This window comes from Bacillus sp. 2D03 (assembly GCF_003946765.1).
GTDB lineage: Bacteria > Bacillota > Bacilli > Bacillales > Bacillaceae_G > Bacillus_A > Bacillus_A cereus.
This window is the reverse complement of sequence record NZ_RPSJ01000017.1, coordinates 67,297-83,245: the sequence shown is the minus strand read 5'-3', so window position 1 is coordinate 83,245 and position 15,949 is coordinate 67,297. Positions and strand designations below refer to the sequence as shown.

Sequence of the window (15,949 nt, the reverse complement as noted above, 5' to 3'; positions counted from 1 at the left end):
AGATTTCCCATAGCGTAAGCTAGTAAGATCCCTGAAAGATGATCAGGTTGATAGGTTCGAGGTGGAAGCATGGTGACATGTGGAGCTGACGAATACTAATAGATCGAGGACTTAACCATATAATATGTAGCAATGTTATCTAGTTTTGAAGGAATATGCATTGAAATTTCTTCTTGACATTTCGAAAGAAATGTTTATAATGATAAAAGTCTGGTAATGATGGCAGAGAGGTCACACCCGTTCCCATACCGAACACGGAAGTTAAGCTCTCTAGCGCCGATGGTAGTTGGGACCTTGTCCCTGTGAGAGTAGGACGTTGCCAGGCTAATATTATTCCGCAGTAGCTCAGTGGTAGAGCTATCGGCTGTTAACCGATCGGTCGTAGGTTCGAGTCCTACCTGCGGAGCCATTATGCTTCCATAGCTCAGCTGGTAGAGCACTTCCATGGTAAGGAAGAGGTCACCGGTTCAAGCCCGGTTGGAAGCTTGGGAATAGGTTTAAAACTTTTTTGGCCCGTTGGTCAAGTGGTTAAGACACCGCCCTTTCACGGCGGTAACACGGGTTCGAATCCCGTACGGGTCACCACTTTTGGAGGATTAGCTCAGCTGGGAGAGCACCTGCCTTACAAGCAGGGGGTCGGCGGTTCGATCCCGTCATCCTCCACCATATATATTTAAAATGTCGGAGGGGTAGCGAAGTGGCTAAACGCGGCGGACTGTAAATCCGCTCCTTCGGGTTCGGCAGTTCGAATCTGCCCCCCTCCACCATTTTCTTTAAAATAACCTGAGAGGGTTTATTTTTTTGAAAAGATAACCATACTAGTAAATATTAATGGGCTATAGCCAAGCGGTAAGGCAACGGACTTTGACTCCGTCATGCGCTGGTTCGAATCCAGCTAGCCCAGCCATTTACGAGCCATTAGCTCAGTTGGTAGAGCATCTGACTTTTAATCAGAGGGTCGAAGGTTCGAGTCCTTCATGGCTCATCATTTTTGCGGAAGTAGTTCAGTGGTAGAATACAACCTTGCCAAGGTTGGGGTCGCGGGTTCGAATCCCGTCTTCCGCTTAATTAATAAGGGGCCTTAGCTCAGCTGGGAGAGCGCCTGCCTTGCACGCAGGAGGTCAGCGGTTCGATCCCGCTAGGCTCCATCTAAATAAAAAAGCTTACATCATACGATGTAAGCTTTTTTTGTGTTTAAAAAGACAACTTTTATACTTGTCGTTTAAAATGAAGAAAACGTAAAAATAAGGGATGGGGAGATAATTGTGAAAGTTGTTATTGCATCTGATTCATATAAAGAAAGCCTAAAAGCTATAGAAGTATGTGGAGCTATTGAAAGAGGTTTTAGAGCAATTTTTCCTAATGCAGAGTATGTGAAAATACCAATTGGAGATGGAGGAGAAGGGACGGTTGAATCACTTGTTGATGCTACAGGGGGGAGAATTATATCAATTAGTGTGACAGGACCGCTTAGAGAAGGTATACAAGCTTTTTATGGCATTTCTAAAGATAAAAAGACAGCGTTTATTGAAATGGCAGCAGCATCAGGATTACAGCACGTTCCAGTTGAAAAGCGCAACCCACTTATTACAACGACAAAAGGAACAGGAGAACTTATATTACATGCGTTAGATCAAGGAGTGGAGTACATAATTTTAGGACTTGGAGGAAGTGCTACAAATGATGGTGGGGCAGGTATGTTAGCAGCTTTAGGAGTAAGATTTATAAATGACAAGGGTGAAGTAATAGATCCATCTGGAGGCACATTACATTCGATTGTTGCTATTGATTTTTCACGAATGGACCCACGCTTAAAGGGGGTAAAGATAGAAGCGGCATGTGATGTGGATAATCCATTAGTCGGAATGCAGGGAGCATCTTTCATATTTGGGAGACAAAAGGGTGCAAATGTAGAGATGATGAAAGAGCTAGATGAGAATTTACAACATTATGCGAATATGCTTAAACGATATGTATCTTTTGATGTATCTGAAATACCTGGTGCAGGGGCAGCGGGAGGAATGGGAGCGGCTGTTATTTCAGTGTTAAAGGGAGACTTGCGGAGGGGCATTGAAATTGTATTAGATTATACAAATTTCAATAAACATATAGAAGATGCAAATCTCATTATAACTGGTGAAGGTAGAATAGATAAACAAACTGCATATGGAAAGGCTCCTGTGGGTGTTGCGGGGCGTGCGAAACGTTTTTCGGTGCCTGTAATTGCTATTGGAGGGTCTGTATCATCTGATTATTCAGCTGTGTACGAGAAAGGAATAGATGCGGTATTTAGTATTACAACGAGACCGATGACACTAGAAGAAGCATATAAAGTAGCAGAAGAAAATATCGAAATGACAACAAAAAATATTGCAATAGTATGGAAAATAGCATCAGAAAAACACTTCTAAATGTAGGAGTGTTTTATTATTATTATTATTTAATAATAGTGATTGCGATTGTTTCATTAAGTTAACTTTATACATAGAATAGTCTTGAAATTTGGTTTTCAGCATAAATATAAGTGAATAAATTGTATATCCATACAGAAAAATGTCGAGTTGAGTCAGACTATATAAAAGATTTAAAATATTTAGTGAAGGCATAAAAGGGGGATACTATCTATGAAAAAAGAAATCTCAGTTATTGGAGTTCCAATGGATTTAGGACAGATGCGTCGTGGAGTTGATATGGGACCGAGCGCGATCCGTTATGCAGGGGTAATTGAAAGAATTGAAGAAATTGGATATGACGTTAAAGATATGGGAGATATATGTATAGAGAGAGAAAAAGAGATAGATGAAAATACAAAATTAAGAAACCTTACACAAGTTGCAACTGTATGTAATGAATTAGCAAGTAAGGTGGATCATATTATAGAAGAAGGTCGTTTTCCACTTGTATTAGGTGGTGACCATAGTATTGCTATCGGTACATTAGCTGGTGTAGCAAAACATTATAAAAACTTAGGCGTTATTTGGTATGATGCACACGGTGATTTAAATACAGAGGAAACTTCACCATCTGGAAATATTCATGGTATGTCACTTGCAGCAAGTTTAGGTTATGGACATTCTTCACTTGTAGATTTGTACGGAGCATATCCAAAGGTGAAAAAAGAGAATGTCGTAATTATCGGTGCGCGTGCATTGGATGAAGGAGAAAAAGATTTCATTCGCAATGAAGGTATTAAAGTGTTCTCAATGCATGAAATTGATCGTATGGGGATGACGGCTGTTATGGAAGAAACAATCGCATATTTATCTCATACTGATGGTGTACACTTATCATTAGATTTAGACGGTCTTGATCCTCATGATGCACCAGGTGTTGGAACGCCTGTAATTGGCGGTCTATCTTATCGTGAAAGTCATTTGGCGATGGAAATGTTAGCAGAAGCTGATATTATCACATCTGCTGAATTTGTTGAGGTAAATACGATTTTAGATGAGAGAAATAGAACGGCAACAACAGCAGTTGCTTTAATGGGTTCTTTATTCGGTGAAAAACTAAAATAAATGTAAGAAAAGCAACTGAGAAGTTGCTTTTTTTATTTGAAAATAGGCGTATAATAATGATTTATATTATACTGTACAATAAAAATGTTTGACATCTTACCAATTTGAGCTAAAGGGGGTTGTTTGTAATTGTCGTTTGTTTCATGTATGGTATAATTAACTAGTTGTTGGAAATACATACAGATAGAGCATAAAACAATATTTCAATATATGGATAGAATTGCTCGTAAGTAGGAGGAAGGGATAGCATGCCTTTTGAAGATACGACCATTTTGAAATATCTTAGTACGGCATTAGATATTGCCATTGTATGGTTTATTATATATAAGCTAATTCTTATAATCCGAGGGACGAAAGCTGTTCAACTTTTAAAAGGGATTACAGTTATTATCGTCGTTAAGATGATAAGTATTTTCCTTGAATTGCGTACGCTATCTTGGCTAACTGAACAAGTATTAACGTGGGGATTTTTAGCCGTTATTATTATCTTTCAGCCAGAATTGCGAAGAGCACTTGAGCAGCTAGGGCGCGGAAGTTTATTTTCGCGTGTTGGAACAAATGAGGATGATGAACCTGAAATGGTTGCAACAGCGATAGCAAAAGCAACCGAATATATGGGGAAACGTAGAATTGGTGCATTAATTACTTTGTCAAAAGAGACCGGTATGGGTGATTATGTGGAAACGGGTATTCCGCTTAATGCAAACGTATCATCGGAATTACTTATTAATATTTTTATTCCAAATACACCTCTTCATGACGGAGCGGTAATTATGCAAGGAAGTACAATTAAAGCAGCAGCATGCTATCTTCCATTATCAGAAAGTCCGTTTATTTCTAAAGAATTAGGAACTAGACATCGTGCTGCCATGGGAGTTAGTGAAGTTACTGATAGTATTACAGTAGTTGTGTCTGAAGAAACTGGTCAAATTTCTTTAACGAAAAATGGTAAGTTGCATCGTGATTTGAAGACAGAACAGCTGAAGGATATGTTATTAGCTGAATTTAGTGGAAACGAAAAAACGACTTCTTCGTCTTTATGGAATTGGAGGAGAAAGCGTCATGGATAAGTTAATGGAGAATCATTGGTTTTTAAAAGGGATCTCATTACTATTGGCGTGTATGCTTTTTATGTCAGCGACGTTAACTGAAAAAAATACGACATCAGGTATATTACCTTTTGCAAATGATACGAAAGAAACATTAACTAATTATGCTATTAATCTTAAGTATGATGAGGAGAAATATATTGTAAGTGGTATTCCAGCAGAGGGCGTTAAGGTGAAATTAGAAGGCCCAAAAGCATCAGTTGCTACAGCAAAAGCAAAAAAACAATTTGATATACCGATTGATTTGCGAGATAGTCCAAAAGGAACTTATGAGATTTCTTTAAAAACGAACGGGCTTCCAGATGATGTGAAAGGAACAGTTCAGCCATCAACAATTAAAGTTACTCTTCATGAAAAGGCGAGAAAATATGTTCATGTAGATCTGAAATTATCAAATGAGGATCAGATGCCAGCGGGGACTACACTAGAAAAATCAAGCCTTAAACCGGATACTGTTGAGGTAGTTGGGACGAAAGAAGAAATTGAAAGTATTTCATCTGCCAAAGCGTATGTTGATTTAAAAGGTGTTAATAAAACTGTTACAAAAACGCCCGAAGTTACATTATACAATAAAGAAGGAAAACGTTTAAATGTAAGAACAAGTCCATCTAAGATTAGTGTAACGTTGAATGTGGCAACGCAAACTACAGCCAATAATACTGAAAAAACTGTTCCTGTAACGTATACGAAGAAGGGGAGTTTAGCAGAAGGATTGGCAGTTACAAATATCAGTGTTGAGCCGAGAGAAGTAACTATAGTTGGTCCAAAAGATATTTTGGATAATATACAATCGCTAGAGGGGGTCGAAGTAGATCTTAGTCAATTGACAGAGTCTACAACATTCGATGCCTCTGTTTTATTACCCAAGGGTGTAACAAGTGCAAAACCGAATCAAGTGAAGGTTTCGGTGGGAGTGCAAAAAACAAAACAAACGAAAACAAAAACGATTGATGGTATCCCAATCCAGCAAAATGGACTTTCTAAAGATGTTACTGCTCAGCTACTTTCGCCGCAAGATGGAAAGATAAGTGTTGATATTTCAGGAGAAGCAAGTATAGTAGATAAAATAACAGCTGCTCAAATAACAGCGGTAATTAATCTGCAAAATGTATCTCCAGGAACGAAAGATATTTCCATTCAAGTGAGTGGTCCTGGTAATATTTCAATAGAGCCAAAACAAAAAAGTGCTAAAGTTACTATTGTGAAGAAAGAAAAACCAGATAAAGAAGTACAGGGTAACGGTCAACAACCGGATTCAAACACCGATCAAGAAAATCAAAATGAGAAACCAAAAAATCCTGAACCTGATTCAGAAAAAGAACAGGAAAAGAATCAAAACCAAAATCAAAATCAAGATAAAGATAAAGATAAAGAAACGAGTCAAGAACCAACAGTAGATAATCACAATCAAAAAGAGCAAGAAAAAGGAGCGAATCATAATGGGTAAATATTTTGGTACAGATGGAGTACGCGGAGTTGCAAATAAGGAGTTAACACCTGAATTAGCTTTCAAAATTGGACGTTTTGGTGGTTATGTATTAACAAAAGATACAGATCGTCCAAAAGTAATTATCGGTCGTGATACACGTGTATCTGGCCATATGTTAGAAGGAGCTTTAGTAGCAGGGCTATTATCAACTGGAGCAGAAGTAATGCGCCTTGGCGTTATTTCTACACCGGGCGTTGCTTATTTAACAAAAGCACTAGACGCACAAGCGGGTGTTATGATTTCTGCATCTCATAATCCAGTACAAGATAACGGTATTAAATTCTTTGGTTCAGACGGCTTTAAATTAACAGATGAGCAAGAAGCTGAGATTGAAGCTTTATTAGACAAAGAAGTTGATGAACTACCACGTCCGACAGGTACTAATCTTGGACAAGTGAGTGATTACTTTGAAGGTGGACAAAAATATTTACAGTACATTAAACAAACTGTTGAAGAAGATTTCTCTGGCCTACATATCGCTTTAGATTGTGCACATGGTGCAACTTCTTCTCTAGCTCCATACTTATTTGCAGACCTAGAAGCTGATATTTCAACGATGGGAACTTCTCCAAATGGTATGAATATTAATGAGGGTGTAGGATCTACACATCCAGAAGGCTTAGCTGAATTGGTAAAAGAAAAAGGTGCGGATATCGGACTTGCTTTTGATGGCGATGGCGACCGTTTAATTGCTGTAGACGAAAAAGGAAACATCGTTGACGGTGATCAAATTATGTTCATTTGTGCGAAGTACATGAAAGAAACTGGTCAATTAAAACATAATACAGTTGTTTCAACTGTTATGAGTAACTTAGGTTTCTACAAAGCACTTGAAGCAAATAATATTACAAGTGATAAAACAGCAGTTGGTGACCGCTACGTAATGGAAGAAATGAAGCGCGGAGGTTACAACCTAGGTGGAGAACAATCAGGCCATATTATCTTACTTGATTACATTACAACTGGTGATGGAATGTTAAGTGCACTTCAACTTGTAAACATCATGAAAATGACGAAAAAGCCATTATCTGAGCTTGCAGGAGAAATGACGAAATTCCCACAATTGCTAGTAAACGTTCGTGTAACAGATAAAAAATTAGCATTAGAAAATGAAAAAATTAAAGAAATTATTCGTGTTGTAGAGGAAGAAATGAACGGTGATGGCCGTATTCTTGTTCGCCCATCTGGAACAGAGCCACTTATTCGTGTAATGGCAGAAGCACCAACACAAGAAGTTTGTGATGCATATGTACATCGCATTGTAGAAGTTGTGAAAGCCGAAGTTGGCGCTGAATAATTAGCTGAATTTATATGAAAAAGGAGCACAAAAAGTGCTCCTTTTTCATATGTTTTATAGACGATGAAAAAAATTTCATTGACGGTTTATCCATGTTTGTTATAAGATGGTCTTGTTCTTTTTCTCAAAGGAAATATTGTAAATTATAAAAGCGCCAGAACTACAAATAGTGTAGTTGACGAGGTGGGGTTTATCGAGATTTCGGCGGATGACTCCCGGTTGTTCATCACAACCGCAAGCTTTTACTTAAATCATTAAGGTGACTTAGTGGACAAAGGTGAAAGTGTGATGAGAGAAGAGGAACGGATGAAAACTAGCTGTATAAGTATATACGGACTTAAACCCAATCGAGAGGAAGGTGAAAGCCGTTACAAGCTTACAGGGCTAGCAATATGTAATCCGTTTTTTAGTATAAATAAAAATGGTATCGGACTATGTCGTTACATGTTCGCAGAGCAGTGTAAGCATTTGTAACGGCGACTAAACATGTGTGGAATCGTAGGATTTATTGGAGAGCAAGATGCAAAGGAAATTTTATTAAAAGGTTTAGAAAAGCTAGAATATCGTGGATATGATTCAGCAGGTATTGCAGTACAAGCAGAGAACGGTGTTGTTGTATACAAAGAAAAAGGCCGTATCGCAAAACTTCGTGAAATCGTAGATGAGAACGTAGCAGCAAGCGTAGGTATCGGACACACACGCTGGGCTACACACGGTGTTCCAAGTAAAGTAAACGCGCATCCGCATCAAAGTACATCAAAACGCTTTACATTAGTTCATAACGGTGTAATTGAAAACTATGAATTAGTGAAAAAGGAATATTTACAAGATGTAATGTTCGTAAGTGAAACAGATACAGAGGTTATCGTACAGCTTATGGAACAACAAGTGAGCACAGGATTAAGTGTAGAAGAAGCGTTCCGTAATACGCTATCTCTTTTACATGGCTCTTATGCAATCGGATTACTTGATGCTGAAAATCCAAACATGATTTATGTTGCTAAAAACAAAAGCCCGCTATTAGTAGGTGTTGGTGACAACTTTAATGTTGTGGCAAGCGACGCTATGGCGATGTTACAAGTTACAGATCAATTCATTGAGTTAATGGATAAAGAAATCGTAATCGTAACGAAAGAAAGTATTACAATTAAAAACTTACAAGGTGAAACGATTGAACGTGCACCGTTTACAGCGGAATTAGACGCAAGTGATATTGAAAAGGGAACATATCCTCATTTCATGCTTAAAGAAATCGATGAGCAACCACTTGTAATCCGTAATATAATTCAAAAGTATCAAGATGAAAATGGCGAAATTGAATTAAATCAAGACATCCGCAATGCGATTTTAGATAGCGATCGTATTTACATCATTGCATGTGGAACGAGTTATCATGCAGGTCTTGTTGGAAAACAATTTATCGAGAAGTTTGCAAAAATGCCAGTTGAAGTACACGTGGCAAGTGAATTCTCTTACAACATGCCATTATTAACAGAAAGACCATTCTTCATTTACATTTCACAAAGTGGTGAAACAGCTGATAGCCGTGCAGTACTTGTACAAACAAATGAAATGGGCCATAAAGCATTAACAATTACAAACGTGCCTGGTTCTACGCTTTCTCGTGAAGCTGATTATACACTTCCGTTATACGCTGGACCAGAAATTGCAGTTGCATCAACGAAAGCTTACACAGCACAGCTTGCAGTACTTTCAATTTTAGCGGCTGATATTGCTAAAGCAAAAGGTGAAGTTCTTGATTTCGATTTAACACACGAACTAGGACTTGTAGCAAATGCAATGATAGAACTTTGTGATCAAAAAGAAGAAATGGACGCATTAGCAAAACAATTTTTAGCAACAACGCGTAACTGTTTCTTCATCGGACGTAGCGTAGACTTCTACGTAGGATTAGAAGGTGCGTTAAAACTAAAAGAAATCTCTTACATCCAAGCAGAAGGATTCGCTGGAGGAGAGTTAAAACACGGTACAATCGCTTTAATTGAAAATGGTACACCAGTTATCGCACTTGCTACACAAGAGCACGTAAACCTTGGAATTCGTGGTAACGTGAAAGAAGTAGTAGCACGCGGAGCTAACCCATGTATCATCTCAATGAAAGGCTTAGAAATGGAAGGTGACAGCTTCGTATTACCAGCTGTACACGAAGCACTAGCACCGCTAGTAGCAGTTATTCCATTACAACTTATCTCGTACTACGCAGCACTTCACCGCGAGTGTGACGTTGATAAGCCACGTAACTTAGCTAAGTCTGTTACTGTTGAGTAGGAGATTGGTAGGTTAATAAATATAGTTATGCGTTTGAAATAAATTTTGATAGTTTATAATAAATTAAAACTAAGAAAAGAACTCTGTAAAAATCATTTTACAGAGTTCTTTTAGTTATTTATTTATTGTTTTACATAACAAATTGTTACTTGTTCGTCTATGTGGAAAATCTGTAATGCTTTACCATCTAAATTTTTAACCTCATATGATGAATAAATAGGTCTTTCCAATTTCACTTCTTGACCATTTTGAGTTCCTTTTTCCACCATTAGCGTTAACTGATGGGAAGAAACGTCTGCTTGGTATGTTCCTGTTAAGTAATTATCTTTATTTGGATAAGAACCATTTGCATATGTTTCAAATGTCTTATCTGCTTTTAGGACTAACGTAGTTTTGACTCCGTCTCCGTAATCAATACCCCAATTACCTACAAGCTCTGTACCGTCTTTATAGTTGTTCTGTACATTCTTAAACTTAGCGGAATCCTCGTCTGGTGTATCAATTTTTCCTTTGAATATACCAGTTGTATCTTGGGTACTGTATGTTTTAACTGTATTACCACTAGATAAACTCGGTGAGTTAGAAGAACTAGTACCACTTGTTGTAGAAGTAGTTGTTGAACCACCCTTAGCTTCCGCTTTTAACTTATCAAATACAGGTTTCCAAATGCGTTTTGCTTCATCTAATTTATTGTTTGCTTTATCTATGATTGCATCATCCGTATCTTTAAGTGTTTTAGAGTAATCAAATAACTTCGATACTTCTTTGAAAGATTCTTTTAACTTTTGAACAGCTTTTACAATTTCCTTATGATCTTCCTTGTATTTTCCTGGTGCATCTATACGCTCTATTTTATTAAATACTTTATCTAAGTCTTTAATACTATCTCGTACCTCTTCATTTGACTTACTTCCCTTTTTATTATCCCTCACAGAAGCATCATAGTAATCTAGACGTCTTAATAAGTCTTCTTCAATGTCTACCATAAGTTGTGGGTAATCCTCTGGTAAAACCATAATCATCTTAACATCTTTACTTTCTTCTTTTGAGTTAGTTGATTTTTCCTTTGTTTCAGATGATTTACCTTCTGTCTTAGTTTCTTTACTTTCTTGTTTACCAGATTCAGCATTTGTTTTTTCTTTTTCTCCAAATAAACTAGTTACACTACAAGCTGACATAGAAACTACTAATCCGGATGCTAGTAAAATTTTACCTGTACTCTTTTTGAAATTCTTCATATGATTTTTCAATTCTCCCTCTAAAAACATAAAATAGATGTGCTTTAGCCCCTTTAAAACTAAAAAACATACCCCTTCTATATTTATTTTATAATACCTTTCTATGTATAATATTTTACAATTAATTACAGATGCAGTCAAAATTTATCTTAGTTTAACGATGTTTACAAAAAAGATGCGAAGCTTTATTCTTCAAGTAAAGATTCTAAGTGAGTTTTGATTAAAATTTTTTTATAAAAATCTCATACTTAGTTAAAAAGAGTAATTCTATTTTGATCAATCGCTTTTTCAAAATGGATTTTTTTGTTGTTAAATAAAGATTTATGACTTCATTTTTATCAAATTTTATTCCAAACCAACATATAGTTATAGCTTTAAAATAAATTTACAAATTTGTATCTAAAAGGGGTATTTTTGTGTCGAAAAAGAACATCTAAAATTGATAAGCGGAAAGAGCCCTATAGATTAAAGTTTTACTTTATCGGATTCACTTTTATTTATCTGAATTTTCCGTTACTATTTTAAGTATCCGTGAACAATTTCCTTTATTACGACAAGAAGAGACGGTAGATTCATGGACATTACAAGGGGGCTTATTATATGAAAGTGAAAGCAAAAACATATTTAAGTATAGAAGAGATTATTTCATTACCAACCGTATCAAGTACAAACATAAGTGATGATGGTAAAAACGTATCATTTGTTAAGAAGACGGCTGATTGGAAAGACAATATATATAGGAATCATGTATGGATATATGAAAAAGATAAGAAGCAGAGTTACCCATTATCAAATGGTGATATAGATAGTACACACCCATTATGGTCTCCAGATGCTAGGTGTATCGCATATCTTAGTCCAGTTGGTGATGGGGGAAATCAGATATTTGTTAAGTCACTAGATGATTATAGAGAGGTTCAAATTACTGATGAGAAAGAAGGAGTCAGTACATTCAAATGGGGTCCTACTGGCAAGGGTCTTTATTATGTTACGCAGTCAAAAGAATGTGAAGAGATAAAGAAACGTAAGGACCTATATGGAGATTTTCAACATATAGGTAAGGAACACCAGAATAATTGTTTATATTACATTGAAATAGAAAAGGTGATACAAAGTGATACAGATGAACACGAGAACAGAGTTGTTTATCAATTAACGGATGGTAAGGATTTTCATATCCATGAATTTGATATTTCAAATGATGGTAAAAAGGTTGTATTTATGGCGACACCAAGCTCAAATATGGCAGATTATATAAATGGAGATCTATACATACTCCATATTAAAGCTGGGGAGCTACAAAAGCTGAATGTGGATAAGTTGTTGGGAGGGAGTGTTTGCTTTTCTCCTGACGGCAGTAAAATATGTTACACAGCAAGCATAAGAGAGAAGGATTACTATAGAAACCATATACAAGATAGTACGTTAGAGATATATGATATGAATACTGGAGAGGTAATTCAGCCTCTAACAAACTTTGATAGTACAGTTATGCCATTACAGTGGACAGCTAAAGGAATTTTAATTAGATGGCAGGATAAAACGAATTATCGTATTGGATTACTAGCTGAAGATGGCACTGTGGAAGCATTAAGCGACAAGGTAGATGGCTTTATAATGGATGCCTCTATAACAAAGGATGGAAATCATATAACCTATAATAAGGCTATAACAAATGAAACCTTTGAAATCTATTTAGACGATAAAAAAATAACGGATGAAAATAGCTTTTTCAAAGGGAAACTTAAAAGTAACAGGGAAATCATCTCGTGGAAAAGTAGTGATGGTCTTGAAATAGAAGGTGTTTTATCAACGCCAGTAGAGTTTGACACTAATAAAAAATATCCTTTATTAGTAGTAATTCACGGTGGTCCGGCTTGGGCATCTTTTCCGATATTTTCAGACTGCTTCAATGAGAAATATCCGATTGAACAGTTTGTTGAAAAAGGCTTTATCGTTTTAGAGCCAAATTACAGAGGAAGTTCAGGTTATGGTAATGAATTTTTAAAAGCTAACTATAGAAAACAGGGGATTGCTGACTACGACGATGTTATATCAGGAGTTGATAAACTAGTTGATCAAGGGGTAGTAGATAAAGATAGAGTAGGAGTTATGGGATGGAGCAACGGTGGATATGTATCAGCTTTCTGTTCTACATTTAGTAGAAGGTTTAAAGCTATTTCAGTTGGCGGTGGAATAACTAACTGGAGTACCCATTATGTAAATACAGATATACCTTACTTTATTAGAATGTATTTAGGAAATACTCCATGGAATGATCCAGATATATATACGAAGACATCACCTATGACGTATATTAAATCAGCTTGTACGCCTACCTTAATTCAACATGGGGAAAAGGATGCAAGAATTCCAATTACAAATGCATATGATCTATATCAAGGATTAATGGATATGGAAGTTGATACAGAATTAATTATATTTAAAGGAATGGCATATAGTTCTGACCAACCAGGAGTTCATGTGGCTATTATGAAGCAGAACTTGATGTGGTTTTCACACTATATGCTTGAAGAGAGTATGGAGGGTTTTAGGACTTTGTAATAGATGTTTGTACAAGATATATGATCGAAACGGTCTTCATATTGAGATGATTTATTATAAAATATATACTTAAACTACTATCAGTACATATATCAGGGAGGACTAATATGACAGGAAATAAAAATGACTTATTAGTAGAAAAACGTGAAGAGTTATTGAAAGTATTGCAAGCTCGTTTTGAGAAAAACATGAACCGCCATGAAGGTCTTGAATGGGCTAAAGTTGAAGCGAAGATAGAAGCTAATGCTGAAAAATTATGGTCACTTAACGAAATGGAAGTAACTGGTGGTGAGCCGGATGTTATTGGTTATGATGAAGAAAAGGACGAATATACTTTCTATGATTGTTCAAAGGAGAGTCCTAAAGGCCGCAGAAGTCTTTGTTATGATCTTGAAGCGTTAGAATCAAGAAAAAAGCATAAACCAGAAAATAACGCTATTGATGTGGCGGCCGCTATGGGTATTGAGTTATTAACGGAAGAACAATATCGAGAGTTACAACAACTTGGAGATTTTGATATGAAATCATCGAGTTGGGTACAAACACCTTCAGATATTAGAGAGCTTGGTGGTGCTCTATTTTGCGATTATCGCTTTGGACATGTTTTCGTGTACCACAATGGAGCAGACTCTTACTATGCTGCCAGAGGTTTTCGTGGTTCGTTAAAAGTTTAAATTAGGATAAATAAGAAAAAGAGCCTATATTCAGGCTCTTTTTCTTATTTATATTTTAAAAGTAAATTGTTACTACGCAGTTTTACTTAATTTATATATTCCGTGGTTGTTTTTACGGAAAAGTTTAGGGAAAACATAGCCATCTAATCCAATACGTCCAGCGTTCTGCCCTGCAACTAAAATGAACATAGTCAAAATAAGCAGGTTTGGGTTTACACTAACAGTTCCGCTTAATAAAAATGAAAGATTCATTATGATTCCGAAAAATGCAGCTGTTTTTGTTAATCCGCCTAAAATTAAACCTAGACCTACTAAAATTTCTCCCCATTGAACTAAAAAGCTAAATAGGTCTGCGTTTGGAAGGACAAAATGTTGAAGGAAATCTGCCCACCAACTTTGTACTGCAGGGTGGTCCCCTGATGCTTGAGCAATAGCACCCTTTAGAAAGCCACTTGCGTCAAAAGATTGTCCGAAGACTTTGCCTATCCCAGCAGCGAACCATGTATATCCTATGTAAAGCCGTAAAAGTAATAATATGAAAGTAGCACGTTTATCAGTTCTTAAAAAATTGATAACCATTGAAATCCCTCCAATATTGTATTTACACGTTTATTATATATCCAATGTGAAAAGATTCACAATGGAGAGAATGTGAACAAGGATAAGTTGTGAATAATTGTTTTATTTTTTGTAACATTTTATCTGCTTTGATAAACTAAGAATAGAGATATATGTAAAGGAGACAAAGACTCAATATGTGGATGAACTTGTAATGATTAGAAACTACTAGATAGATAAATTTTGCTCTCATAAGCGAGGGTTTATTTAGTTATCTGTAAATCATTCAAGGAATGCATATTTGGCTTGTACATCCCTTTTATAAGGATAGGTGTCTATTTTATGTATCTGTCTTTTTTGTGGGAAAGTTTATATCTCTTATATAAAATATGCGTCCTTTAAACTTGGAGGAGTATATGATGAACCAATTAAAAAATAAAGTAGCAGTTATTACAGGGGTAAGTCGTCTAGATGGTATAGGGGCAGCGATTTGTAAAGAATTAGCTGAATCAGGATACGATATATTTTTTACGTATTGGACAGCTTACGATAAAGAGATGCCTTGGGGCGTTGATAAAAATGAACAAATACAATTAAAAGAAGAGTTACTAAAAAACGGTGTTAAAGTATCAAGTATGGAGTTAGATTTAACTCAGAATGATGCACCAAAAGAGCTTATAAATAAAGTTACTGAACAATTAGGGTACCCTCATATATTAATTAATAATGCAGCATATTCTACGAATAATGATTTCTCTACGTTGACTGTTGAAGAATTAGATAAGCATTATATGGTAAATGTTCGTGCGAGTACCCTGTTAAGTAGTCAATTTTCTCGGGGATTTGATAAGAAATCTGGTGGTAGAATTGTTAATATTACTTCGGGGCAATTTCAAGGTCCTATGGCAGGAGAACTAGCTTATGCGACAACGAAGGGAGCTATTGATGCTCTTACTAGTACGTTGTCAGCAGAGGTAGCTCATTTAGGAATAACAGTGAATGCAATTAATCCAGGACCAACCGATACAGGATGGATGACTGAAGAGATAAAACAAGGGTTAAAGCCGATGTTTCCTTTTGGCAGAATTGGTGAGCCAAGGGATGCAGCTAGACTCATTAAATTTCTAGTAAGTGAAGAAGCCGAGTGGATTACTGGGCAAGTTATTCATTCAGAAGGTGGATTTAAAAGATAAAAAAGAAGGCATCTCACCA

General features: G+C 36.3%; 12 protein-coding genes, 9 tRNA genes and 2 rRNA genes. 21 read left to right on the top strand and 2 right to left on the bottom strand.

All coding sequences use genetic code 11. The annotated features are described in order from the left end of the window. The 18 genes from EBQ15_RS27940 to glmS all read left to right on the top strand — a co-directional run. A 23S ribosomal RNA gene (locus tag EBQ15_RS27940) occupies nucleotides 1-119 on the top strand; the annotation flags it as partial. A gap of 90 nt (nucleotides 120-209) precedes the next feature. Then, nucleotides 210-325: ribosomal RNA gene (gene rrf, locus EBQ15_RS27935) — 5S ribosomal RNA — on the top strand. Nucleotides 326-334: 9 nt separating this feature from the next. After that, nucleotides 335-409: transfer RNA gene (locus EBQ15_RS27930), tRNA-Asn, on the top strand. Between the two features lie 4 nt (nucleotides 410-413). Then, nucleotides 414-486, top strand: a tRNA-Thr gene (locus EBQ15_RS27925). 24 nt (nucleotides 487-510) lie between these two features. Next, nucleotides 511-585: transfer RNA gene (locus EBQ15_RS27920), tRNA-Glu, on the top strand. A 5-nt stretch (nucleotides 586-590) separates the two neighbouring features. Continuing rightward, a tRNA-Val gene (locus tag EBQ15_RS27915) sits at nucleotides 591-666 on the top strand. A gap of 17 nt (nucleotides 667-683) precedes the next feature. Then, nucleotides 684-767, top strand: a tRNA-Tyr gene (locus EBQ15_RS27910). Nucleotides 768-832: 65 nt separating this feature from the next. Further along, a tRNA-Gln gene (locus EBQ15_RS27905) sits at nucleotides 833-907 on the top strand. A gap of 5 nt (nucleotides 908-912) precedes the next feature. After that, nucleotides 913-985 (top strand) — tRNA-Lys (locus EBQ15_RS27900). Nucleotides 986-993: 8 nt separating this feature from the next. After that, nucleotides 994-1,065 (top strand) — tRNA-Gly (locus EBQ15_RS27895). Nucleotides 1,066-1,075: 10 nt separating this feature from the next. Continuing rightward, nucleotides 1,076-1,148, top strand: a tRNA-Ala gene (locus tag EBQ15_RS27890). Between the two features lie 117 nt (nucleotides 1,149-1,265). Beyond that, on the top strand, nucleotides 1,266-2,411 hold the full coding sequence (locus EBQ15_RS27885; protein ID WP_000869585.1) for a glycerate kinase: 1,146 nt from the start codon (nucleotides 1,266-1,268) through the stop codon (nucleotides 2,409-2,411). 213 nt (nucleotides 2,412-2,624) lie between these two features. Beyond that, entirely contained in the window at nucleotides 2,625-3,518 is an 894-nt protein-coding gene (gene rocF, locus EBQ15_RS27880; protein WP_000711563.1) for an arginase, read from the top strand. Nucleotides 3,519-3,766: 248 nt separating this feature from the next. After that, nucleotides 3,767-4,588 (top strand): diadenylate cyclase CdaA, encoded by an 822-nt coding sequence (gene cdaA, locus EBQ15_RS27875; RefSeq protein WP_001115698.1) that lies wholly within the window; start codon nucleotides 3,767-3,769, stop codon nucleotides 4,586-4,588. Continuing rightward, nucleotides 4,581-6,074: a CdaR family protein gene (locus EBQ15_RS27870; RefSeq protein ID WP_000359596.1), complete on the top strand. Its 1,494-nt coding sequence runs from the start codon at nucleotides 4,581-4,583 to the stop codon at nucleotides 6,072-6,074. Before cdaA ends, EBQ15_RS27870 begins: the two co-directional genes overlap by 8 nt. Then, nucleotides 6,067-7,413: a phosphoglucosamine mutase gene (gene glmM / locus EBQ15_RS27865; protein WP_000521476.1), complete on the top strand. Its 1,347-nt coding sequence runs from the start codon at nucleotides 6,067-6,069 to the stop codon at nucleotides 7,411-7,413. Before EBQ15_RS27870 ends, glmM begins: the two co-directional genes overlap by 8 nt. A gap of 288 nt (nucleotides 7,414-7,701) precedes the next feature. Next, entirely contained in the window at nucleotides 7,702-7,887 is a 186-nt protein-coding gene (locus EBQ15_RS27860) for a hypothetical protein (RefSeq protein ID WP_001206405.1), read from the top strand. Nucleotides 7,888-7,899: 12 nt separating this feature from the next. Continuing rightward, nucleotides 7,900-9,702 (top strand): glutamine--fructose-6-phosphate transaminase (isomerizing), encoded by a 1,803-nt coding sequence (glmS, locus tag EBQ15_RS27855; protein WP_000334148.1) that lies wholly within the window; start codon nucleotides 7,900-7,902, stop codon nucleotides 9,700-9,702. 122 nt (nucleotides 9,703-9,824) lie between these two features. On the opposite strand, the gene EBQ15_RS27850 is transcribed toward glmS, so the two are convergent. Then, nucleotides 9,825-10,952, bottom strand: a complete 1,128-nt coding sequence (locus tag EBQ15_RS27850; protein ID WP_016118993.1) for a DUF3994 domain-containing protein — start codon at nucleotides 10,950-10,952, stop codon at nucleotides 9,825-9,827. Between the two features lie 588 nt (nucleotides 10,953-11,540). On the opposite strand from EBQ15_RS27850, the gene EBQ15_RS27845 reads away from it, so the two are divergent. Next, on the top strand, nucleotides 11,541-13,505 hold the full coding sequence (locus EBQ15_RS27845; RefSeq protein WP_000864891.1) for a S9 family peptidase: 1,965 nt from the start codon (nucleotides 11,541-11,543) through the stop codon (nucleotides 13,503-13,505). A 107-nt stretch (nucleotides 13,506-13,612) separates the two neighbouring features. After that, the gene (locus EBQ15_RS27840; protein ID WP_000147388.1) at nucleotides 13,613-14,179 is read left to right on the top strand and encodes a DUF4256 domain-containing protein; all 567 of its coding nucleotides are present in this window, start codon (nucleotides 13,613-13,615) and stop codon (nucleotides 14,177-14,179) included. A 72-nt stretch (nucleotides 14,180-14,251) separates the two neighbouring features. Here the strand turns inward: EBQ15_RS27840 and EBQ15_RS27835 are convergent, their stop codons facing one another. Continuing rightward, the gene (locus tag EBQ15_RS27835; protein ID WP_000236358.1) at nucleotides 14,252-14,758 is read right to left on the bottom strand and encodes a DoxX family membrane protein; all 507 of its coding nucleotides are present in this window, start codon (nucleotides 14,756-14,758) and stop codon (nucleotides 14,252-14,254) included. A gap of 395 nt (nucleotides 14,759-15,153) precedes the next feature. Here EBQ15_RS27835 and EBQ15_RS27830 point away from each other — a divergent pair, with 395 nt between their 5' ends. Then, nucleotides 15,154-15,930: an SDR family oxidoreductase gene (locus EBQ15_RS27830; RefSeq protein WP_001987627.1), complete on the top strand. Its 777-nt coding sequence runs from the start codon at nucleotides 15,154-15,156 to the stop codon at nucleotides 15,928-15,930. Nucleotides 15,931-15,949 lie beyond the last annotated feature (19 nt).